Annotated in this window: 14 protein-coding genes and 1 pseudogene; 7 read left to right on the top strand and 8 right to left on the bottom strand. The window is 72.0% G+C overall.

Translation table 11 applies throughout. The features are described from left to right. Both CCN33_RS08745 and CCN33_RS08750 read left to right on the top strand, forming a co-directional pair. Positions 1–659 (top strand): dienelactone hydrolase family protein (locus CCN33_RS08745; protein WP_107483914.1); only part of this gene is annotated, 659 nt, incomplete at its 5' end. Positions 660–795: 136 nt separating this feature from the next. Then, positions 796–1992, top strand: coding sequence for a glycoside hydrolase family 64 protein (locus CCN33_RS08750; protein WP_086692894.1), 1197 nt, complete (start codon positions 796–798; stop codon positions 1990–1992). A gap of 64 nt (positions 1993–2056) precedes the next feature. On the opposite strand, the gene CCN33_RS08755 is transcribed toward CCN33_RS08750, so the two are convergent. The 7 genes from CCN33_RS08755 to glgX all read right to left on the bottom strand — a co-directional run bounded on the left by CCN33_RS08755 (position 2057) and on the right by glgX (position 16477). Next, entirely contained in the window at positions 2057–4435 is a 2379-nt protein-coding gene (locus CCN33_RS08755) for a M4 family metallopeptidase (RefSeq protein WP_425275833.1), read from the bottom strand. Between the two features lie 254 nt (positions 4436–4689). Beyond that, the gene (locus CCN33_RS08760; protein WP_086692896.1) at positions 4690–6732 is read right to left on the bottom strand and encodes a M4 family metallopeptidase; all 2043 of its coding nucleotides are present in this window, start codon (positions 6730–6732) and stop codon (positions 4690–4692) included. Positions 6733–7018: 286 nt separating this feature from the next. Next, the gene (locus CCN33_RS08765) at positions 7019–8779 is read right to left on the bottom strand and encodes an ABC transporter ATP-binding protein (protein ID WP_086692898.1); all 1761 of its coding nucleotides are present in this window, start codon (positions 8777–8779) and stop codon (positions 7019–7021) included. Continuing rightward, complete coding sequence (locus CCN33_RS08770; protein WP_086692900.1) at positions 8776–10488, bottom strand: ABC transporter transmembrane domain-containing protein; 1713 nt, start codon at positions 10486–10488, stop codon at positions 8776–8778. The genes CCN33_RS08765 and CCN33_RS08770 overlap by 4 nt, the downstream gene beginning before the upstream one ends. 22 nt (positions 10489–10510) lie before the next feature. Next, on the bottom strand, positions 10511–12376 hold the full coding sequence (locus CCN33_RS08775) for an ABC transporter ATP-binding protein (protein WP_086692902.1): 1866 nt from the start codon (positions 12374–12376) through the stop codon (positions 10511–10513). Beyond that, the gene (locus CCN33_RS08780; protein WP_086692918.1) at positions 12373–14124 is read right to left on the bottom strand and encodes an ABC transporter ATP-binding protein; all 1752 of its coding nucleotides are present in this window, start codon (positions 14122–14124) and stop codon (positions 12373–12375) included. Before CCN33_RS08780 ends, CCN33_RS08775 begins: the two co-directional genes overlap by 4 nt. Positions 14125–14239: 115 nt before the next feature. Further along, positions 14240–16477, bottom strand: coding sequence for a glycogen debranching protein GlgX (gene glgX / locus CCN33_RS08785; protein ID WP_208621689.1), 2238 nt, complete (start codon positions 16475–16477; stop codon positions 14240–14242). 238 nt (positions 16478–16715) lie between these two features. Here glgX and CCN33_RS08790 point away from each other — a divergent pair, with 238 nt between their 5' ends. From CCN33_RS08790 to CCN33_RS08810, 5 genes are all read left to right on the top strand, one after another. After that, positions 16716–17948 (top strand): L,D-transpeptidase, encoded by a 1233-nt coding sequence (locus CCN33_RS08790; RefSeq protein WP_086692906.1) that lies wholly within the window; start codon positions 16716–16718, stop codon positions 17946–17948. Positions 17949–18113: 165 nt separating this feature from the next. Further along, positions 18114–19343: a L,D-transpeptidase gene (locus tag CCN33_RS08795; RefSeq protein WP_208621690.1), complete on the top strand. Its 1230-nt coding sequence runs from the start codon at positions 18114–18116 to the stop codon at positions 19341–19343. Between the two features lie 78 nt (positions 19344–19421). Next, a complete protein-coding gene (locus CCN33_RS08800) occupies positions 19422–20189 on the top strand; it encodes an enoyl-CoA hydratase/isomerase family protein (protein WP_086692920.1) in 768 nt (255 codons plus the stop codon). A 303-nt stretch (positions 20190–20492) separates the two neighbouring features. Beyond that, complete coding sequence (locus CCN33_RS08805; RefSeq protein ID WP_167387805.1) at positions 20493–20996, top strand: ATP-binding protein; 504 nt, start codon at positions 20493–20495, stop codon at positions 20994–20996. Between the two features lie 86 nt (positions 20997–21082). Beyond that, on the top strand, positions 21083–21691 hold the full coding sequence (locus CCN33_RS08810; protein WP_086692912.1) for an ADP-ribosyltransferase: 609 nt from the start codon (positions 21083–21085) through the stop codon (positions 21689–21691). Here the strand turns inward: CCN33_RS08810 and CCN33_RS08815 are convergent. Next, a pseudogene (locus CCN33_RS08815) lies at positions 21645–21867 on the bottom strand (GNAT family N-acetyltransferase); the annotation flags it as partial. The gene CCN33_RS08810 and the pseudogene CCN33_RS08815 overlap by 47 nt on opposite strands.

Genomic DNA, 21867 nt, shown 5'->3' on the forward strand with positions numbered 1-21867 from the left:
TACGCGTCCTGGTAGAAGAGGACTCCGGGCTGCGGCCCTGGCTGAAGGGGATGGCCGACCGGCTCGCCGCCGAGGGGTACACGGTGCTGGTGCCCAACGTCTTCTACCGGCAGGGCACGGCGCCGGTGGTGGAACTGCCCGAGTTCATCGACCCAGGCTCCGACCCGACGATCTGGGAGCGGCTCGGCCCGCTGGTGCACTCGCTCACGCCCCAGCAGGCGGAGGTGGACGCGGACGCGTTCCTGGGCTGGCTGAAGGAGTCCCCGCTGGTCATGGCCGGCCCGGTGGCGGTGACCGGGTACTGCATGGGCGCCCGGCTCGCGCTGCGCGCGGCGGCCACGCATCCCGAGCGGGTGGCGGCGGCCGCCGGGTTCCACGGCGGCAGCCTGGCCACCGAGGACCCGGACAGCCCGCACCTGGGCGCCGACCGCATCACGGCGGAGCTCTACTTCGGCCACGCCGACCAGGACGCCTCGATGCCCGAGGAGCAGATGCGCCGCCTGGACGACGCGCTGACGGCCGCCGGGGTGCGCCACACCAGCGAGGTCTACGAGGGCGCACCGCACGGCTACACCCAGAAGGACACCTCGTCCTACGACGCGGCGGCCGAGGAGCGACACTGGAAGGCGCTCAACTCCCTTCTGCGGCGCACTTTCTGAACGCCTGCTCACGTCACGGAACGTGTTCGGTTCAACTGATTGACACGTCCGTGACACACAAGCACTCTGAGAGCGCTCTCAAAAAGGTACGGACCAGCATCCGTGCCGCCCCGAACCCCCACACGGAGGTGGAGAGTTGACTCGAAGAATCGCTCGTTCCGCGCTGTCGGCCACGGCCACGGCGGCCCTGGTCGGCTCGGTGCTGACGTTCGGCGCCGCCGGCCAGGCCAGTGCCGCGGTGCCGGACACGATCCCGCTCCAGATCACCAACAACTCGGGCCGCTCCGAGCCGGTGTACATCTACGACCTCGGCACCCAGCTGTCCTCCGGGCGGCAGGGCTGGGCCGACGCGGGCGGCACCTTCCACGCCTGGCCCGCCGGCGGCAATCCGCCGACCCCGGCGCCGGACGCGGCCATCGCCGGGCCCGGTCCGGGCCAGTCGACGACCATCCGGATACCGAAGTTCTCCGGCCGGATCTACTTCTCCTACGGTCGCAAGCTGGACTTCCGGCTCACCACCGGCGGCCTGGTGCAGCCGGCCGTGCAGAACCCCTCGGACCCCAACCGGGACATCCTGTTCAGCTGGTCCGAGTACACGCTCAACGACGCCGGGCTCTGGCTCAACAGCACCCAGGTCGACATGTTCTCGGCGCCCTACGCGGTCGGTGTGAAGCGCGGCAGCGGTGAGGTCGCCACCACCGGGCACCTGAAGCCGGGCGGCTACTCGGCCGTCATGAACTCGCTGCGCAGCAAGTCGGGCTGGTCGGGCCTCGTGCAGACCCGCTCGGACGGCACCGTGCTGCGCGCCCTCTCCCCGCTGTACGGCGTGGAGACCGGGGCGCTTCCCGCCAACGTCATGGACGACTACGTCAACCGGGTCTGGTCCAAGTACTCCTCGCAGACCCTGACCGTGACGCCGTTCACCGACCAGCCGAACACCAAGTACTTCGGCCGGGTCTCGGGCAACGTCATGAACTTCACCAACTCCTCCGGCGCGGTGGTGACCAGCTTCCAGAAGCCGGACGCCGCCAGCATCTTCGGCTGCCACAAGCTGCTGGACGCGCCCAACGACCAGGTGCGCGGCCCCATCTCCCGCACTCTGTGCGCCGGTTACAACCGCTCCACGCTGCTGAGCAACCCCAACCAGCCGGACAGCTCCGACGCCGGCTTCTACCAGGACGGGGTCACCAACCAGTACGCGAAGGCCATCCACGCCCAGATGGCCGACGGCAAGGCGTACGCCTTCGCCTTCGACGACGTCGGCAACCACGAGTCGCTGGTCAACGACGGCAACCCGCAGCAGGCGTACCTCACGCTGGACCCGCTGAACTGACGGGGAACGCGAAGGGTCCCGCACACCCCGTGTGCGGGACCCTTGTCGTGCGGGGAGGTGCGGATCAGCCGGTCGTCAGGGCGGTGTCGTCGATGACGAAGCTGGTCTGGAGCGAGGAGTCCTCGACCCCGGTGAACTTCAGGCTGACCGTCGAGCCCGCCAGCGAGGACAGGTCGATGGTCTTCTGGACGTACCCCGTGGCCTTGTTGAGGTTGGAGTAGGTCGCCAGGGTGGTCGAACCGGCGGTGAGCGTCAGCTTGTCGTACTGGGTGCTGGTGGTGGTCTCCGCCGAGTCCACGTGCAGGTAGAAGGTCAGGGTCGCCTTGCAGCCCGCGGGGATCGCGACCGACTGGGCCAGCGTGTCGGTGTGCGTGGCGCCGTAGCCGTCCAGCCATGCCTTGTACGAGCCGCCGTGGCTGGCCTGGCCGCTGTCGGTGGTGATGACGCCGCTGCTCGCGGTCCAGCCGGTGTTGCCGGACTCGAAGCCGGGGTTGGCGAGCAGCTGTGTCGCCGAGCAGCCGCCGCCGGTGGCGCTGACCGTCCAGGTGAAGGCGGCCGTGCCGGTCTTGCCCGCGGAGTCGGTGACGGTGACCGTGGTGCTGGAGGAGCCCGCGGTGGTCGGCGTGCCGGAGATCAGACCGGTGGAGGCGTTGATCGACAGCCCGGCCGGGAGCCCGGTGGCGCTGTAGCTCAGCGCACCGCTGTTGGTGCTGCTGGCCTGGATCTGGAGGCTGACCGCCTTGCCCACGGTGGCGGACTGGTTGCCGGGGTTGGTGACGGTCACCCCGCTGGCCGGCGGGTTGATGTGGCTGCCGACGTTGATCCCGGCGAAGGCGTTGCCGACGCCCGCGTACTCGGCGCAGTCGGTGCCGTAGAGCGCGGAGGCCGCGTTCAGCGTCGCCGTGCGGGCCGCCTTGTAGTTGGTGGTGGAGGTCATGTACGTGGTCAGCGCCTTGTACCAGATCTGGAGCGCCTTGGCGCGGCCGATGCCGGTGACCGCGACGCCGTCCGAGGTCGGGCTGTTGTACGTGACGCCGTTGATGACCTTGGTGCCGCTGCCCTCGGAGAGCAGGTAGAACATGTGGTTCGCCGGGCCCGAGGAGTAGTGCACGTCCAGGCCGCCGAGGCTGGAGGACCAGCTGTCCTTGGACGCGCCGTCCTTGCTCGGCTTGTCCATGTAACGCAGCGGCGAGCCGTCGCCGTTGATGTCGATCTTCTCGCCGATGAGGTAGTCACCGGGGTCGGTGGTGTTGTTCGCGTAGAACTCCACGCCGGTGCCGAAGATATCGGAGGTCGCCTCGTTCAGCCCGCCGGATTCCCCGGTGTAGTTGAGCCCGGCGGTGTTGGAGGTGACGCCGTGGCTCATCTCGTGGCCGGCGACGTCCAGCGAGGTCAGCGGGTCGTTGTTGGCCGTGCCGTCGCCGTAGGTCATGCAGAAGCAGGAGTCGTCCCAGAACGCGTTCACGTACGCGTTGCCGTAGTGGACGCGGGAGTAGGCGCCGACGCCGTCGTTCTTGATGCCGCTGCGGCCGAACGTGTTCTTGTAGAAGTCCCAGGTCGTCTGGGCGCCGTAGGCGGCGTCCGCGCCGGCCGTGGCGGCGTTGGACGTGGTGCCGTTGCCCCAGGTGTCGTTGGTCTGGGAGAACAGCGTGCCGGTGCCGGAGGTGCCGTGGTTGAGGTTGTACGTCTTGTGGCCGCCGCGCGTGCTGTCGGTGAGGGTGTAGTTGGAGCCCGACTGCGCGGTGGTCAGCGTCACCTGACCGCTGTACTGCGTGTTGCCGATGCCGGTCTGGATCGCCTGGTAGCGGTACAGCTCCTTGCCGGTGGTGGCGTCGGTGACGACGTGCAGCTTGCTCGGGGTGCCGTCGTCCTGGAAGCCGCCGATCACGGACTCCCAGGCGAGCGTCGGCGTGCCGGAGCCGGCCCAGATCACCTTGCGCGCGCTGTCGGCGGCGGGCTTCTCCGCCTTCAGGGCCTTGGCGGCCTTGAGCGCCGTGGACTGCGCGGCGGACTTGGTGACGGCCGGGGTGAGGGAGGCGACCTTGATGGTCCGCCTGGTGTTGAAGGTGGTGCTCACCGTGCCCTTGGCCACGGAGGCGGGCGGGGTGTGCACCACGAGGTCCCCGCCGAGGACCGGCAGGCCCGCGTAGGTGCGCTCGTAACGGGTGTGGACGGTGCCGTCGACGTCCTTGACGACGTCTCTGACCACCAGCTTCTCCTTGGCGCCGAGACCTATGCGCTGGGCGGTCTCGGGGGCGGCGGACTGCGCCTGCTGGATCAGCGTGGTGCGGGCCGAGGCCGACAGCAGCGTCGGGGCGGCGGCCAGGGTCTTGTTCTCGGCGCTCGCGCTGGAGGCCAGACCCGTGGAGAGGAGGGCACCGGCGGCGACGGCGGTGGCGATGACGAGCGAGGTGCGCTTGTGACGCGCGTAGAGGGGGCTCACAGTAGCTCCTTGACGTGGGGGCGTCGGCCAGCGTGGGGTCACTGGCCGGGTGGTGCGTACTGAAGTCGCTGTGCTGCGGCGGGTGGGGAGAGCGTGGCACCAGGGACGCGTACATGTCATGACCCTGTGGTGATGTTGGCCGAAACTTTGCGTCTTGATGTTGTTGCGGGCGTGTGAACGGCGGCTGTCCGGAGGGCTGTTCACCCTCCGGACCGCCACCGTTCACCGGCCGCGAGGGGCGGCGGAAAGGTGGTCTACGGGAAGGTGACCTTCCATGAGTTGAGCGTGCCCCGGTCCTGCGCCGCCTGGTCCTGAACCTTCAACTTCCAAGTGCCGTTGGCGGGTTCGGCCGACGCGTTGACGGTGTAGGTCTCGTCCACGTCGTCCCCGGAGTCCGAGGAACTGAAGTTCTTCAGCCGGTACGAGGTGCCCGACGGGCCGACCAGATCGATCACCAGATCGCCGCGCCAGGTGTGGGTGATGTTCACGGCCACGCGCAAGTTGCTTGGCGCGTTTCCGCTCCTGCCGGAGACCGTGATGTCCGAGGTGACGGCGGGACCGTTGTCCGGGATCGCCACCGGAGTGGTGGATTCGTACGAGGTGCCCGTGTCGCCGCCGGGCCGGGTGCCGACCCCGACGCCCGCCCAGGCGTCCTGCACGGCCGCGTACTCGGCGCTGGTGGTGCCGTACAGCTCACCGGCGGCGGCCAGGGTGCCGGTGCGGGCGCCCGAGTAGTTGGTGGTGGAGGTCCACTTGGTGGTGAGCGCCCGGTACCAGATCTGGAGGGCCTTGGCCCGGCCGATGCCGGTGACCGGGAGGCCGTCGGCGGTGGGGGAGTCGTAGGAGACCCCGTCGATCACCTTGGCGCCGCTGCCCTCGCTCAGCAGATAGAAGAAGTGGTTCGCCGGCCCGGAGGAGTAGTGCACGTCGACCCCGCCGATACCGGAGTACCAACTGTCCTTGGACGCGCCGTCCCTGCTGGGCTTGTCCAGGTAACGCAGGGGGGTGCCGTCGCCGTTGATGTCGATCTTCTCGCCGATGAGGTAGTCACCGGGGTCCGAGGCGTTGTTCGCGTAGAACTCCACGCCCGTGCCGAAGATGTCCGAGGTCGCCTCGTTCAGCCCGCCCGACTCGCCGGAGTAGTTGAGCCCGGCCGTGTTGGAGGTGACGCCGTGGCTCATCTCGTGCCCGGCGACGTCCAGCGCGGTCAGCGGGTCCGCGTTGCCCGAGCCGTCGCCGTAGGTCATGCAGAAGCAGGAGTCGCTCCAGAAGGCGTTCACATAGGAATTGCCGTAGTGCACACGGGAGTACGCGCCGACGCCGTTGTTCTTGATGCCGCTGCGGCCGAACGTGTCCTTGTAGAAGTCCCAGGTGACCGCCGCCCCGTAGTGCGCGTCCGCGCCCGCCGTCGCCGGGTCCGAGACGGTGCCGTTGCCCCAGGTGTCGGCGCCCTGCGAGAACAGGGTGCCGGTGCCGGAGGTGCCCCGGCCCAGGTTGTACGTCTTGTGGCCGCCCCGGTCCCCGTCGGTCAGGGTGTACGTGGACCCGGACTGGGTGGTGGTGAGCGGGACCTGGCCGCTGTACTGGGTGTTGCCGACGCCGGTGCGGATGCCCTGGTACTCGTAGAGCTTCTTGCCGGTGGTGGCGTCGGTGACGACGTGCAGCTCGCTCGGGGTGCCGTCGTCCTGGAGACCGCCGACCACCGTCTCGTGGGCGAGGACCGGCCTGCCGGTGGCGGCCCAGATCACCGTGCGCACGCTGTCGGCGGCGGACCTGGTGCCGCCGAGCTTCTTCGCCCGTGCCACCGCCTGCCGCTCCGCGGCGGCCTTCGGCACGGCCGGGGTGAGGCCGGCGACCTTCAGCGTGGCGCCGGACGCCTTCACCACGCGCTTGGCCGCGCCCGAGGGCGCGGTGTCCACGATCAGGTCGCCGCCGAGCACGGGCAGGCCCGCGTAGGTGCGCTCGTAGCGGGTGTGCAGGGTGCCGTCGCCGTCCTTGACGACATCGCGGGCGACGAGCTTCTCCTGTGTGCCGAGCCCGATCGAGCGGGCGGTGTCCGCCCGGCCGGCGTCGGCGTCCCGGATCAGTCCGGCGCGCTGGGCGGCGGTGAGGCGTACGGAGCTGTGGGCGGGATTCGCCTTGCCCGGCCGGGGCTCGGCCGGAGCCGCGGTCGCCGCGCCGGACTGGACGGCGGCGGCGATGAGCGCGGCGACACCGGCCAGGGCGACGGTGGCGGTGCGGCGGCGCGGGGAGACGCGTCTGCGGGCGGGGTTGCTGCGGGGGCTGCTGCTCAACACTGACTCCTTCTGCGTGGCCGCCGGTCGCGCGGCCGAGGGAGACCGGACGGGGGGATGGGGCGTCCGGGGCAGAACAGGGCGGTGCGTACTGCGCGTGCGGGCGCGGGGTGGCGCGGGACGCGTGAGCGCTGTGCGGTCGCTGTGAGTCGGTCGTGGGAAGAGTGACAGGGGAGCGGGGGGCCTGTCAGGAGCGCCTCGGGAAGTTGGCCGGAAGGCGCGCCTTCCGCATCAACTCCCTTTTATTGCAGCTATGTTGAGCAGTATTGAGCAGGTGTGTCGACGACCCTCAGACCGTGCCGTCGTCCCCGTGCCAGGTGCGCCACAGCGCCGCGTAGGCGCCGTCCGCCGCCACCAGTTCCTCGTGCGTGCCCAGTTCGGTGACGAGGCCGTCCTCCATCACCGCGACCCGGTCCGCGTCGTGCGCGGTGTGCAGCCGGTGCGCGATGGCGATCACCGTGCGGCCCGCGAGCACCGCCGCCAGACCCCGCTCGGTGTGCCGGGCGGTGGCCGGGTCGAGCAGGGCGGTCGCCTCGTCCAGGATCAGCGTGTGCGGGTCGGCCAGCACCACGCGGGCCAGCGCGAGCTGCTGGGCCTGGGAACCGTCGGTCACCCGGCCGCCCTGGCCGAGCCCGGTGTCCAGCCCCTCGGGCAGCTCCCGCACCCAGCCGTCGGCACCCACGGCCACCAGCGCCCCCCACAACTCCTCGTCCGTGGCGTCGGGTTCGGCGATCAGCAGGTTGTCCCGCACCGAGCCGAGGAACACATGGTGCTCCTGGGTCACCAGCACCACCTGGCGGCGCAGCCGCGCGGGTTCCAGCTCCGCCACCGGGACCCCGCCCACCGTGACCGAGCCGGAGGCGGGGGCGTCGATGCCGGCCAGCAGCCGGCTCAGCGTGGTCTTGCCCGCACCGGACGCGCCCACCACCGCCAGCCGCTCACCGGGCCGGACCGTCAGGTCCACCCCGCGCAGCACCTCCCCGCCCCGCTCGTACGCGTACCGCACCCCGCGCACCTCGATCCGGTCGTCCGCCGGAGTCCGCGCGGTGTCCACCGGGGCGCGCGGTGCCTCGGCGACGCCCTCCACGCGGGCGAAGGAGGCCCCGCTGGACTGGAGCTGCTCCAGCCGCATCAGCACCATGTCCAGCGGATCGGTGAACTGCCGCATGTACAGCGCCCCGGCCACCACCGCCCCGAGCCCGATCAGCCCGCGCCCGTGCAGCCACCCCCCGACCAGCAGCACCCCGGCCACCGGGATCGTGTACGAGATCTCGACGGACGGGAAGAACACCGTCCGCAGGCCCAGCGTGCGGTACCGGCTGCGCCGGGAGACCTCCAGCGCCTCCCGGCTCGCCGCCGTACGGGCCTTCTGGAGCCGGAACGCCTCCACCGTGCGGGCGCCCGCCGCCGTGGCCGCCACGATCTCCGCGACCGCCGAGGTCGCCGCCCCCTCGGCCAGATAGGCGTCCCGCGCCCGCCGCAGGTACCAGCGCACCGCCAGCCACACCGGGGTCAGCCCGAGCAGCCCGAACAGGCCCAGCCAGGGGCTCAGCGCGAACACCGCGCCGAGCACGAACAGCGCCTGCACCGCGTACACCAGCAGCTCCGGGCCGATGTCCCGCAGCGTGGTGCCGACCGTCGCCACGTCCGCCGTGCCGCGCGCCGTCAGGTCGCCGGTGCCGGCCCGCTCGACCACCGAAGCGGGCAGCCCCAGCAGCCGTTCCACGAACGTCTCCCGCACCCGCGCCAGCGTCCGCTCCCCGAACCGGTGCGCCACGTACCGCGCCCAGCGGGCCAGCACCAGCTGGGCCAGCGCGCACAGCAGAATCCACAGCGCGAGCCGGTCCACCGCGCCGGTCCCGCGCCCGGCCCGGACCTCGTCCACGATCCGGCCGACCAGCCAGGGGCCCACGATGCCCGCACCGGCCGCCAGCGCGTTCAGGGCGAGGGCGGCCGCGAAGGCCCGCCCGTCGGCGCGCACCAGCCGGGCGGCGGCTAGCCGTACCGTGCGCCGGTCCGCGACCGGCAGCGCTCCCGTGTCCGTCGTCACCGCGAGACCTCCCCGTCGCCCAAGTCCCGGGCCACCAGGGCCCGGTAGCCCTTCTCGCGGTCCAGCAGCAGCCGGTGCGGACCGCTCGCGGCCACCTTGCCGTCGACCAGGAACAGCACCGTGTCCGCCACGTCCAGCAGCAGTGGGGAGGTCGACGTCACCACCGTCGTACGGCCCTCCCGCGCCTCGCGCAGCCGGTGCGCGACCGCCGACTCGGTGTGCGCGTCCAGCGCCGAGGTCGGCTCCACGGCGAGCAGTACCTCGGGGTCGGCCAGCAGCGCCCGCGCCAGCCGGACCCGCTGCCGCTGGCCCCCGGAGAGGCTGCGCCCCTGCCCGGACACCACCGTGTCCAGCCCGTCGGGCAGGCCCCGTACGACGTCCTCGGCGACCGCCGCGCGCACCGCGCGGCGCACCGCCGCCTCGTCCGCGGGGCGCCCGGCGGACACCGTCTCCCGCAGCGGTCCGGCGAACAGGTCGGCCTCGTTGTCCGCGACCAGCACTCGCGCGCGCACCTCGGCCAGCGGTACCGCGTCCAGGCGTACACCGCCCCACAGCGCGTCGGTCGGCCCGTACCGGCCGAGGCGGTCCACCACGGCGGTGGTGTCGGCGGAGCGGGCCGCGACCAGCGCGGTCAGCCGGCCCGGCGCCACCCGCACGCCCGAGGCGGGGTCGTGCAGCTCGGCCGGGTGCCCGGGGGCGGTCAGCGTGCCGTCGTCCGGTTCGGGCTCCAGCCGGAGCAGGGCCACCACGCGGCGGGCGGCCACCACCGCGCGGTTCAGGTCGTAGTTCATCTCCACGAAGAACGCGACCGGGCCGATCAGCACCGCCGCGTACCCGTACACCGAGACCAGCTCGCCCACCGTGATCGCGCCCTGGGCGGCCAGCCGGGCCGCGAGCCAGGTCACCGCGGCCAGGAACAGCGTCGGCAGGCCCAGACCGAGCGCCTGCACCCAGCTCGTCACCGCGCCCACCCGGTAGCCCTGCTCCCGCAGCCGCCCGGAGTCCCGCGCGAAGGCGTCCGCGAACAGCGACTTGCCACCGAGTCCCCCCAGGACCCGCAGGCCCCCCGCGAGGTCGCCGATGCGGGCCGTGAGGATGCCCTGGCGCTCCCGGTACTCGGTCTCGGTGCCCTGGAGGCGGCGGGTCAGCGGGCCGGTGAGCAACGCGATGACCGGCACGCCCAGCAGCACCACGGCGGCCACCGAGCCGGAGATGGTGAGGAGTTGGGCGGCCACCACCGAGTAGACGACGACCGAGCCGACACCCGGCCCCATCACGGTCAGGGCCTGCGCGAGGGTCTGCACGTCGCCCACCCCGACGGTGACGACCTCACCGGCCCCCACCCGGCGCGGCAGCGCGGCGCCCAGCCGGGCCGCGTGCTCCACCACCAGCTTCACCGTGCGGAAGTTGGCGTCCATCCGCACCCGCGTCATGGTGCGGTGCCGCATGATGCTCAGCCACGCGCAGCCCACCCCGGCGGCGAACATCGCGCCGGTCCAGGCGGCCAGCACCCCGAGCCGACCCGGCACCAGCCCGTCGTCCACCGCCCGTGAGAGGAGGTAGGGCTGGGCCGCCATCAGCACCAGCCACGCCGAGCCGAAGACCGCGCCGGCCAGCGAGCGCCCCGGCTGGCGCAGCGCCAGCCACCACAGACAGCGCCAGCCGCCGCGTGTATCAGGTATGCCGGGATCTCCGTACGCGTCGATCATCCTGCCCCCGTTCCACCGGCCGTCACTGAGCCAGACTGTCCCGCCACGCCTTGTGCAGCTCGGAGAACCTACCGGAACCGGCGATCAGCCGGTCCGGGCGCCCGTCCTCGACGATCCGGCCGTGCTCCATCACCAGCACCCGGTCGGCGATCTCCACCGTGGACAGCCGGTGCGCGATCACCACCGCCGTACGGCCGCGCAGCACGGTCGTCATCGCCCGCTGCACCGCCCGCTCACCGGGCACGTCCAGCGAGCTGGTCGCCTCGTCCAGGATCAGCACCGCCGGGTCGGCGAGCAGCGCCCGTGCGAAGGCCACCAGCTGGCGCTGACCCGCGGAGATCCGGCCGCCGCGCTTGCGCACGTCGGTGTCGTAGCCGTCGGGCAGCGCGCTGATGAACTCATGGGCGCCGATGGCCTTCGCCGCCTGCTCGATCTCCTCCCGCGTGGCCTCGGGGCGACCGATGGCGATGTTGTCCGCGACCGTGCCGGAGAACAGGAACGCCTCCTGCGTCACCATCACCACCCCGCGCCGCAGTTCGGGCAGCGCCAGCCCGCGCAGGTCCACCCCGTCGAGCAGGACGGCGCCCTCGGTCGGGTCGTAGAACCGGGCCAGCAGCTTGGCCAGCGTCGACTTGCCCGCGCCCGTGGAGCCGACCACGGCGACGGTCTGCCCGGCCGGCAGCGTCAGGTCGAAGCGGGGCAGCACCTCGCCGCCGGTGCGGTAGGCGAACCGCACCCCGTCGAAGACGACCTCACGGCCGGGGAAGTCGCTTTTCAGCGGCGGCAGTTCGCGGGACTCGGCGGGCTCCGGCACGGAGGGGACCTGGGCGAGCAGCCCGGCGATCTTCTCCAGCGAGGCGGCCGCCGACTGGTAGGAGTTGAGGAACATCCCCAGCCGGTCGATCGGGTCGTACAGCCGCCGCAGATACAGCACCGCCGCCGCCAGCACACCGAGGGCCAGGGTGCCGGAGGCCACCCGGTAGGCGCCCCACAGCACGATCCCGGCGACCGCCGTGTTGGCGACCAGCCGGGAGCCGACCACGTACCGCGCCATCTCCAGCAGCGAGTCGCCGTTGCTGCGCTCGTGGCGCCGGTTGAGCGTGGCGAACTCGGCGTCGTTGGCGGCCTCGCGGCGGAAGGCGCGCACCGGGCGGATGCCGTTCATCGTCTCGACGAACTTCACGATCAGCGCCGCGATCGCCGTGGAACGGGCGGCGAACACCTGCTGCGCGCGCCGCTGATAGCGCCGCACCAGCAGGTAGAGCGGCACGAAAGAGGCGACCGCGACCGCGCCGAGGCCCAGGTCGAGCCAGAGCAGCAGGGCGGAGATGTACACGAACGACAGCACCACCGTGACCAGTTCCTGGAGCCCCTCGTCGAGGAGTTCGCGCAGCGCCTCCACGTCCGTGGTGGAGCGGGAGATCAGCCGGCCGGAGGTGTAGCGCTCGTGGAAGTCCACGCTGAGCGCCTGCGCGTGCCGGAAGATCCGGCCGCGCAGGTCCAGCAGCACGTCCTGGTTGACCCAGGCGGACGCCCGGATGAACGCGTACTGCAGCCCGCCGGAGGCCAGCGCGCACAGCGCGTACCCCGCCGCCACGGCGAGCAGGGGCCCGTGGTCGTGCCCGCGCACGGCCGGTACGGCGGTGTCGATGGCGTACGCCACCAGCAGCGGGCCGGTCTGCGCCGCCGCCTGCTGGAGCAGCAGCAGGAGCACGGTGAGCGCGACGCGGGCCCGGCGCGGGGCGAGCAGAGAGCGCAGCAGTGCGGCCGTGGCGCCCGGCGGGGTGGGCAGGACGTCCCGGTCGAAGGGGTCGCCGGAGTCCGGCGGGAGATGCGGATCGGGCAGGTCGTCGTCCGTGGTGGGGGCGGCGGACGTCGTGGTGGTCATCGGGAATCCTCGGGTTCCTCGGTGGCCTCGCGCGGGCCGCCGGACATCAGATGGGCGTACTCGGCGTTGCTGCGCAGCAGTTCGTGATGGGTGCCCACGGCGGTGATCCGGCCGCCGGAGAGCAGGGCGACCCGGTCGGCCAGCAGCACCGTGGAGGGGCGGTGGGCCACGATCAGCGCGGTGGTGTCGGCCAGCACCCGGCGCAGCGCCGCCTCCACGGCCGCCTCGGTGTGCACGTCGAGCGCGGACAGCGGGTCGTCCAGCACCAGGAACTCCGGCCGTCCGGCCACCGCGCGGGCCAGCGCGAGCCGCTGGCGCTGGCCGCCGGACAGGCTGAGGCCCTGTTCGCCGACCCGCGTGTCCGGGCCCTCTGGCAGGGCGTGCGCGAAGTCGGCGTGCGCCACGGCGAGCGCCCGGTCCAGCTCCTCCCGTCCCGCGTTCTCCCCGGCACCCATGAGGACGTTCTCCGCCACGCTGGTGGAGAACAGGGTGGGCTCCTCGAAGGCGACGGCGACCCGGGCGCGCAGTTCCTCGCGGGGCAGCGCGGTGATGTCCACGCCGTTGAGGGTGATGCGGCCGGAGGTGGCGTCGTGCAGGCGGGGGACCAGCGAGGTCAGCGTGGTCTTGCCGCTGCCGGTCGCGCCGACGAGTGCCATCGACTCGCCGGGACGGATGTGCAGGTCGATCCCGTCCAGCACCGGGCCGGCGTCGGGGGCCGCGTCGGCATGGCGGAAACCCACGCCCTCGAAGCGCAGACCGCGTTCGCCGGGCTCGGGGGCGGCAGGGGCAGGGGTCTCCGCGTCACCCTCGGGACGCTCGTCCAGCACCTCGAAGTACCGTTCCGTGGCCGTCGCCGCCTCCTGGCACATCGCCAGCAGGAAGCCGATGGACTCCACCGGCCAGCGCAGCGCCAGCGCCGTGCTGAGGAACGCGACCAGCGTGCCGGCCGACAGCGCGCCGTCCGCCACCCGCAGCACGCCCAGCACGAGCGCGGCCCCGATCGCCACCTCCGGCAGCGTCACGATGACCGCCCAGATGACGGCCAGCAGCCGTGCCTTGCCGATCTCGGTGTCTCGCAGCATCAGCGCCGTACGGCGGAACGCGCGCGCCTGGCTGAGGTGGCGCCCGAAGCCCTTGACGACCCGGATGCCGAGCACGCTCTCCTCGACCAGCGTGGTCAGGTCGCCGACCTGGTCCTGCGCCCGCCGGGCCGCGTGTGCGTACCGCTGCTCCACGACCACGCAGACCCACAGCAGCGGTACGGCGGGACCGAGGACGACCAGGCCGAGCACCCAGTCCTGCACCAGCATGATCCCCACCCCGACGACGATCGTCACGCCGTTGACCAGCAGGAAGGTCAGCGGGAAGGCGAGGAACATCCGCACCAGCATCAGATCGCCGGTGCCCCGCGACAGCAACTGGCCCGAGGGCCAGCGGTCGTGGAAGGCCACCGGGAGCCGCTGGAGCCGCCGGTAGAGGTCGGCCCGCATGCCCGCCTCCACACCCGCCAGCGGACGGGCCACCAGCCAGCGTCTGAGGCCGAACAGCAGCGCCTCGGCCACCCCGATCAGCAGCAGGTACAGCGCGCCCAGCCAGACCCCGGCGGGGTCGCGCGCGGCCACCGGGCCGTCGACCATCCACTTCAGGACGAGCGGGATCACCAGACCGAGACAGGAGGCGACGACCGCGATGGCGGCGGCCGCGAACCAGCGTGCGCGCACCGGGCGTACGTAGGGCCACAGCCGCATGAGGGTGCGGGCGGCGGAGCGGCGCCGGGCGGGGGGAGAGTTGGTGGACACCGGGGTCAGCGTACGGACCGGCCCCCGTCCCGCCCACCGAGTTTTCCGGCCCCTTGGCACCTCCTCAGACGACCCGCAGCAGCAGCACCGTCCGCGCCGGCACGGTAATGTCGGTGTCCGCGTCGAGGACCGTGCCGGGCGCCCGGAGCTGCTCCTCGCCCGAGGTGTCCACCAGCACCTCGTACCCCGTCGCCCAGGGTGCGCCCGGAAGGGTGAAGCCGGTCGGTTCGTGCCCGGCGTGCAGCACGGCCAGGAAGCTGTCGTCCACCACCGCCGCGCCTCGCTCGTCCCGCCCCGGAATGTCCCGGCCGGACAGATACATGCCAAGCGTGGCGGCGGGCGCGTACCAGTCGCGCTCGGTCATCTCCGTGCCCCGCGCGGTGAACCAGGCCAGGTCTCTGAGGCCGTCCGCCGAGTGCGCGCGGCCGGAGAAGAAGGCGCGGCGGCGCAGCACCGGATGCGCGTGGCGCAGCGCGATCAGCCGGCAGGTCAGATCGAACAGTGGCCGCCAGTCCGGGTCGTCCAGCAGCGACCAGTCCAGCCAGCTCAGCTCGCCGTCCTGGCAGTATGCATTGTTGTTGCCGCCCTGCGTGCGGCCCAGCTCGTCGCCGGCGACCAGCATCGGCACCCCGGTGGACAGCAGCAGCGTGGTCAGCAGGTTCCGCAACTGACGCCTGCGCAGGGCCCTTACGACCTCGTCGTCCGTCTCGCCCTCGGCGCCGCAGTTCCAGGAGCGGTTGTCGTCGGTGCCGTCCCGGTTGTCCTCGCCGTTCGCCTCGTTGTGCTTGCCCTGGTACGAGACCAGGTCGCGCAGGGTGAAACCGTCGTGCGCGGTGACGAAGTTGACCGAGGCGTACGGGCGGCGGCCGCCCCAGGCGTACAGGTCGCTGGAGCCGGACAACCGGTAGCCCATCTCGCGGACGTCGGGCAGCGCGTGCCGCCAGAAGTCGCGCACCGTGTCCCGGTAGCGGTCGTTCCACTCCGTCCACAACGGCGGGAAGGCGCCCACCTGGTAGCCGCCGGAGCCGATGTCCCACGGCTCGGCGATCAGTTTCACCCGGCGCAGCACCGGGTCCTGGGCGATGACGGCCAGAAAGGGCGACAGCATGTCGACGTCGTGCATCGAGCGGGCCAGTGCTGCCGCCAGGTCGAAGCGGAAGCCGTCCACGCCCATCTCGGTCACCCAGTAGCGCAGCGAGTCCGTGATCAGCCGGAGCACCTGGGGCTGGACCACGTGCAGGGTGTTGCCGCAGCCGGTGTAGTCCGCGTACCGGCGGGCGTCGGGCTGGAGGCGGTAGTAGCCCCGGTTGTCGATGCCCTTCAGGGAGAGCGTGGGCCCGAGTTCACCCGCCTCGGCGGTGTGGTTGTAGACCACGTCGAGGATCACCTCGATGCCGGCCGCGTGCAGCGCGCGCACCATCCGCTTGAACTCGCCGACCTGCTGGCCGGTGGTGCCGGAGGCCGCGTAGGCCGCGTGCGGGGCGAAGTAGCCGATGGAGTTGTAGCCCCAGTAGTTCTTCAGGCCCCGGCGCAGCAGATGGTCCTCGTGTGCGAACTGGTGGACGGGAAGCAGCTCCACCGCCGTCACGCCCAGCTTCACCAGGTGCTCGATCGCCGCCGGGTGCGCGAGACCGGCGTAGGTGCCGCGCAGCTCCTTCGGGATGCCGGGGTGGAGCTTGGTGAAGCCCTTGACGTGCAGCTCGTAGATGACCGAGTCCGCCCACGGCGTCTTGGGGCGGCGGTCGTCGGACCAGTCGTCGTCGTCGTGCACCACCACGCCCTTGGGCACGAAGGGCGCCGAGTCCCGCTCGTCCCGCACGGTGTCCCCGTAGCCCTGCTCCGGCCAGTCCCGCACATGCCCGTACACCTCCGGCGGCAGCGCGAACTCCCCGTCCACCGCGCGGGCGTACGGGTCCAGCAGCAGCTTCGCCGGGTTCCAGCGGGCGCCGGTCCACGGGTCCCAGCGGCCCTCCACCCGGTAGCCGTAGCGCCGGCCGGGCAGCACGCCGGGCACGAAGCCGTGCCAGATCTCGTGCGTCAGCTCGGTGAGCCGGACCTGGGTCTCCCGGCCCCGCTCGTCGAACAGGCACAGCCGCACCGCCTCCGCGCCGCCCGCCCACAGCGCGAAGTTGGTGCCCGCCACCCCGTCCGGACCGGTACGGAACCGGGCCCCCAGCGGGGTCGGTGTCCCCGGCCACGCGGGCGGCGCGGCGCGCCGGGCACCGCGCACCGGGGAAGTGGCGGTCCCGCTCTGGCCGGCCGGTTCCCCGGCCCGTGCCCGCTGCTCGGCTGCGCTCGTCACCAGTCGGCCCCTCTTTCAGTGGCTCGGCCTTCCGGGGCACGACCGCCCGCGCCGAACGGCCGACCGCACCCGCGGGCCTGCCAAGGCCCCGGGCACGCTCGGCCGGCCGGTACGGCAGCGCCCCGACGGCTCCGGCGCGGGCGCGGCGGCTCCCCTTCGCGTCGTCCTTCCCTCTGTTCTGCCCATCCACGGGGTCGCACTCACGTTTCCCCGGAGCGTGCCGCGTCGTTGTGTCGGCGTGAGGCACCTACAAGGACGCGCGCGGCGCGCGCTGGCCGCACTGGCCACGGCACTTTCATGGGCGGGACTGCTGGCCGGGGCCGCCGGCTGCACCGCGGACGGCTCCGGCCCCCTCGGCATCGGCGGCCCGCCGGGCAGACCCCCGGCTGTCGAGGACGTCATCCGGGTGACCCCGGACGACGGCGGCAAGGGGGTGCGCCCCGGCGAGCGGCTGCGGGTGAGGGTGCCCGCCGGACGGCTGGAGAAGGTCACGGTGACCCGCTCCCAGGACGCCCAGGACACCACCGTCACCGGGCACATCGTGGGGGGCGGCCGTACCTGGAAACCGGACGACGACAAGCTGGCCCTCGCCGCCCGCTACACGGTGGACGCGGTCGCCGTGGACGGCGACGGCCGCCGCTCGGCCCGGCACACCACGTTCACCACCTACGTCCCCGACCAGCGGTTCATCGGCTACGTCACCCCGGAGAACCGATCCACGGTGGGCACCGGGATGATCGTCTCCCTCGCCTTCAACCGGGACATCACCGACCGGGCCGCCGTGGAGAAGGCCGTACGCGTCACAGCGAAGCCGGCCGTCGACGTCCGCGCCCACTGGTTCGGCAAGAACCGGCTGGACTTCCGCCCCGAGCGCTACTGGAAGCCCGGCACCGAGGTCACCGTCGACCTCGCCCTGCGCGACGTGGAGGGGGCGCCCGGCGTCTACGGGCTCCAGCGCAAGACCATCGCCTTCACCGTCGGCCGCAGCCAGGTCTCCCTGGTCGACGCGGCCGAACACACCATGGAGGTGCGCCGGGACGGCGAACTCCTGGCCACCGTGCCGATCACCGCGGGCGCTCCCAAGACGCCCACTTACAACGGCAAGATGGTGGTGATGGACATGCTGGAGGTGACCCGCATGAACAGCCGGACGGTCGGCTTCGGCGGGGAGTACGACATCCCGGACGTGCCGCACGCCATGAAGCTCACCGATTCCGGCACCTTCCTGCACGGCAACTACTGGTCGCCCGAATCGCCGGGTGAGGTCAACGTCAGCCATGGCTGCGTGGGGCTGAGGGACGTCAAGGGCGGCGGCGCGGACACCCCGGCGGGCTGGTTCTTCGACCGCAGCCTGGTCGGGGACGTCATCGAGGTCGTGCACAGCAAGGACAAGACGGTCTCCCCGGACAACGGCCTCAGCGGGTGGAACATGGCATGGAAGCAGTGGAAGGCGGGCAGCGTGCTCCAGTGACCCGGTGAGCTGCGAAGTTCCGGGTCTCGGCGGCTGGTTGAAGTTGCGACTGAACGGTGACATTCGACGGACACCGAGCCCGGAACCCGGCGGCTAGCATGCCCGAATGAGCGCGGGACGCGCCGGGGTGTGGACCTGTGACCAGGTCCGGGAGGGGAGAACGACTTGAACGTGCGGCCGATATCGGGGGCTTCGGCAGGAACTCGGCACAGGGGTCGTAAGGGGCTGGCGCTCATGGCGGGGGCACTCGTGCTGTCGCTGGCCGCCTGCGGCGGCGGTGAGACCACGGGGAGCGGGTCGGACAACGCCAAGAACAAGGACGGCCAGGACAAGCAGTCCTCGGCCGCCGTCACCATCGCGCCCAAGTCCGGTGCCACGGCCGTGGACACCAGCGGCGCGCTGAACGTGAAGGTCGCCGGGGGGCGGCTGACCAGCGTGGTGGTCAAGGACAGCAAGGGTACCGAGGTCGACGGCACGCTCGCCAAGGGCGGCGCCGCCTGGACCCCCGCCCGGCACCTGGCCGCCGCCACCAAGTACACGGTGCACGCGGTCGCCGAGGACTCGCGGGGCCGCAAGGCCGCCGAGGACTCCAGCTTCACCACGCTCACGCCCAAGAACACCTTCATGGGCACCTTCACCCCGGAGGACGGTTCCACCGTCGGCGTCGGCATGCCGTTCTCGCTGCGCTTCACCCGCGGCATCACCGACCCGGCCGCCGTCGAAAAGGCCATCCGGATCAAGACCGAGCCCGCGGTGGACGTCGCGGGCCACTGGTTCGGCAACGACCGCCTGGACTTCCGCCCGGAGAGCTACTGGAAGCCCGGCACCAAGGTCACCGTCGACCTCGACCTGGACGGCGTCGAGGGCCGCGACGGGGTGTACGGCAAGCAGCGCAGGACGGTGAAGTTCACCATCGGCCGCAGCCAGATCTCCTACGTCGACGCCAAGAAGCACACCATGAAGGTCGTGCGGGACGGCAAGACCCTCAAGACCCTCCCGGTCACCACCGGCAAGCCCGGTTACGAGACCTGGAACGGCAAGATGGTCATGACCGAGAAGCTCGCCGTGACCCGGATGAACGGCGAGACGGTCGGCTACGGCGGCGAGTACGACATCAAGGACGTGCCGCACGCCATCCGCCTCACCGACTCCGGCACCTTCATCCACGGCAACTACTGGGGCGGCGGCGCCTTCGGCAACTACAACGCCAGCCACGGCTGCGTGGGCCTGCGCGACGTGCGCGGCGGCTACGACGGCGGGGTCCCGGCCGCCTGGTTCTTCAACAGGTCCATGGTCGGTGACGTGGTCGTCGTGAAGAACTCGCACGACCGCACGGTCGCCCCGGACAACGGCCTCAACGGCTGGAACATGAGCTGGGCGGACTGGAAGAAGTAGGAACTTCGCGAGACGGGCCCGGCGCTGTGAGGAACGGCACCGGGCCCGTCCGCGTTAGTGGCCGTTAACCTGCTGGGCATGACCGTGAATCTCGAAGTCGCCGAAGGCGTCGGCACGCTGCGCCTGGACCGGCCGCCGATGAACGCGCTGGACGTCGCCACGCAGGACCGGCTCAAGGAACTCGCCGAGGAGGCCACGCGCCGCGAGGACGTGCGCGCCGTGGTGATCTACGGCGGGGAGAAGGTGTTCGCGGCGGGCGCGGACATCAAGGAGATGCAGGCGATGGACCACACCGCGATGGTCCTGCGCGCCCGCGCCCTCCAGGACGCCTTCACCGCCGTCGCCCGCATCCCCAAGCCCGTCGTCGCCGCCGTCACCGGGTACGCGCTCGGCGGTGGCTGCGAGCTGGCACTGTGCGCGGACTACCGGATCGCCGGGGAGAACGCCAAGCTGGGCCAGCCCGAGATCCTGCTCGGCCTGATCCCGGGCGCGGGCGGCACCCAGCGGCTGCCCCGGCTGATCGGCCCCTCCAAGGCGAAGGACCTCATCTTCACCGGCCGCATGGTCAAGGCCGACGAGGCCCTCGCGCTCGGCCTGGTGGACCGGGTCGTCCCGGCGGGCGAGGTGTACGAGCAGGCGCACGCCTGGGCCGCCCGGCTCGCCCAGGGCCCGGCGCTCGCGCTGCGCGCCGCGAAGGAGGCGGTCGACGCCGGCCTGGAGACGGACATCGACACCGGGCTCACGGTGGAGCGGAACTGGTTCGCGGGGCTGTTCGCCACCGAGGACCGCGAGCGGGGGATGCGCAGTTTCGTGGAGGAGGGGCCGGGGAAGGCCAAGTTCCTCTGACAGCAACGGAAGTACTCTCCGGAGCCGACAAAAGCCTGTGTGACTCTGACAATTGACGCGTCGTCTGATTCGGCACTCCCGGCGGGCCGGTTTATGGCAGCCTTAACCGCACCTTAAGCCTGCCTCGCCGAGGGAGCCGCACGATTGCCCGGAACCGAGCCGTCGCCGCAGGTCGACCGGGCCACCGCCGACCCCGACCTGCCGCTGGCATATGCCGGGGGACTGGAGCAGACCGGGGGCGCACGGGGGGCGTATTCCTCAGGATCGGCCCCGGAGCCCCGCGGTGACGGCCATCATGGGTCCATGGCGGGGCTGGATGGCATCGATCAGCCACGGGGACACAGCCGTGCTGCCGCGGCGCGTTGGTCGCCCGCGGTCGAGGACGAACAAGGGCTCAGAGCGCTCGAACTGTTCGGCAACCCCGCGGAGGCGGAGGTTCCGCTCCCGTCGCGCCCCGAGTCCGCGGCCACCGCGCGCAGACTCGCCCAGATCGTCATCCTCCGGCACTGGGGGCTGAGCCCCAAGCTGACCGAGGACGCGGTCTTACTCGTCTCCGAACTCGTGGGCAACGCCGTACGTCACACCGGCGCCCGCGTGTTCGGATTACGGATGCGCCGGCGGCGCGGCTGGGTCCGCGTCGAGGTGCGCGACCCCTCGCGGGGGCTGCCCTGCCTGATGCCGGTGCAGGCGACGGACATCAGCGGGCGCGGACTGTTCCTCGTCGACAAGCTCGCGGACCGCTGGGGCGTCGACCTGCTGCCCCGGGGCAAGACCACCTGGTTCGAGATGCGGGTCTCCGACCGCTAGGACCAGCCGACTTGAGGCGGGCGGACACGCCCCCGATGGGGTGAGGGTCCACCACCCGCCCCGGCCGGACCGCCATCGTGCGGGGCATGATCACAACTCGTCTGCGGCGCAGCGTCACCGCTGCCGCCCTCTCCCTCGGTGCCGTCCTCGCCACCACGGCCGCCACGCCTGCCGCCGCTCCCGCGGAGCCGAAGAGCCGCGCCGCCGCGCCCTCCTGTCCGCAGTTCCAGGACAAGGTGCACGCCGCCGCCGACCGCCGGGTGGACGTCGACCGGATCACCCCGGACCCGGTGTGGCGCACCGGTTGCGGCACCCTCTACCGCAGCGACAGCCGCGGCCCGGCCGTGGTCTTCGAGGAGGGCTTCCTGCCCAAGGACACGGTGAACGGGCAGTACGACGTGGAGCAGTACGTCCTCGTCAACCAGCCCTCGCCGTACGTCTCCACGACCTACGACCACGACCTGTACAAGACCTGGTACAAGTCGGGCTACAACTACTACATCGACGCCCCCGGCGGGGTGGACGTCAACAAGACCATCGGTGACACCCACAAGTGGGCCGACCAGGTCGAGGTCGCCTTCCCCGGCGGCATCCAGCGCCAGTACGTCATCGGCGTCTGCCCGGTCGACAAGGCCACCAAGACCGAGATCATGAGCAACTGCCAGAGCAACCCGTACTACCGTCCCTGGCACTGAGCAGCAGCTCGGCGCCGACGGGCCGGTAGCCGGCCGCCAGGAACGCCCGCACACTCCGGGCGTTCCCCGGCGAAACCTGCGCCCACACCGGCCCGTCGGCCAACTGCCGTGCGGAGAGGGCCAGTCCGCGCCCCAGCCCGGCGCCCCCGCCCTCCACCTCCAGCGCCACTTCCCGC

This window comes from Streptomyces recifensis (genome assembly GCF_002154615.1).
In the GTDB taxonomy this organism is placed as follows: domain Bacteria; phylum Actinomycetota; class Actinomycetes; order Streptomycetales; family Streptomycetaceae; genus Streptomyces; species Streptomyces griseoluteus.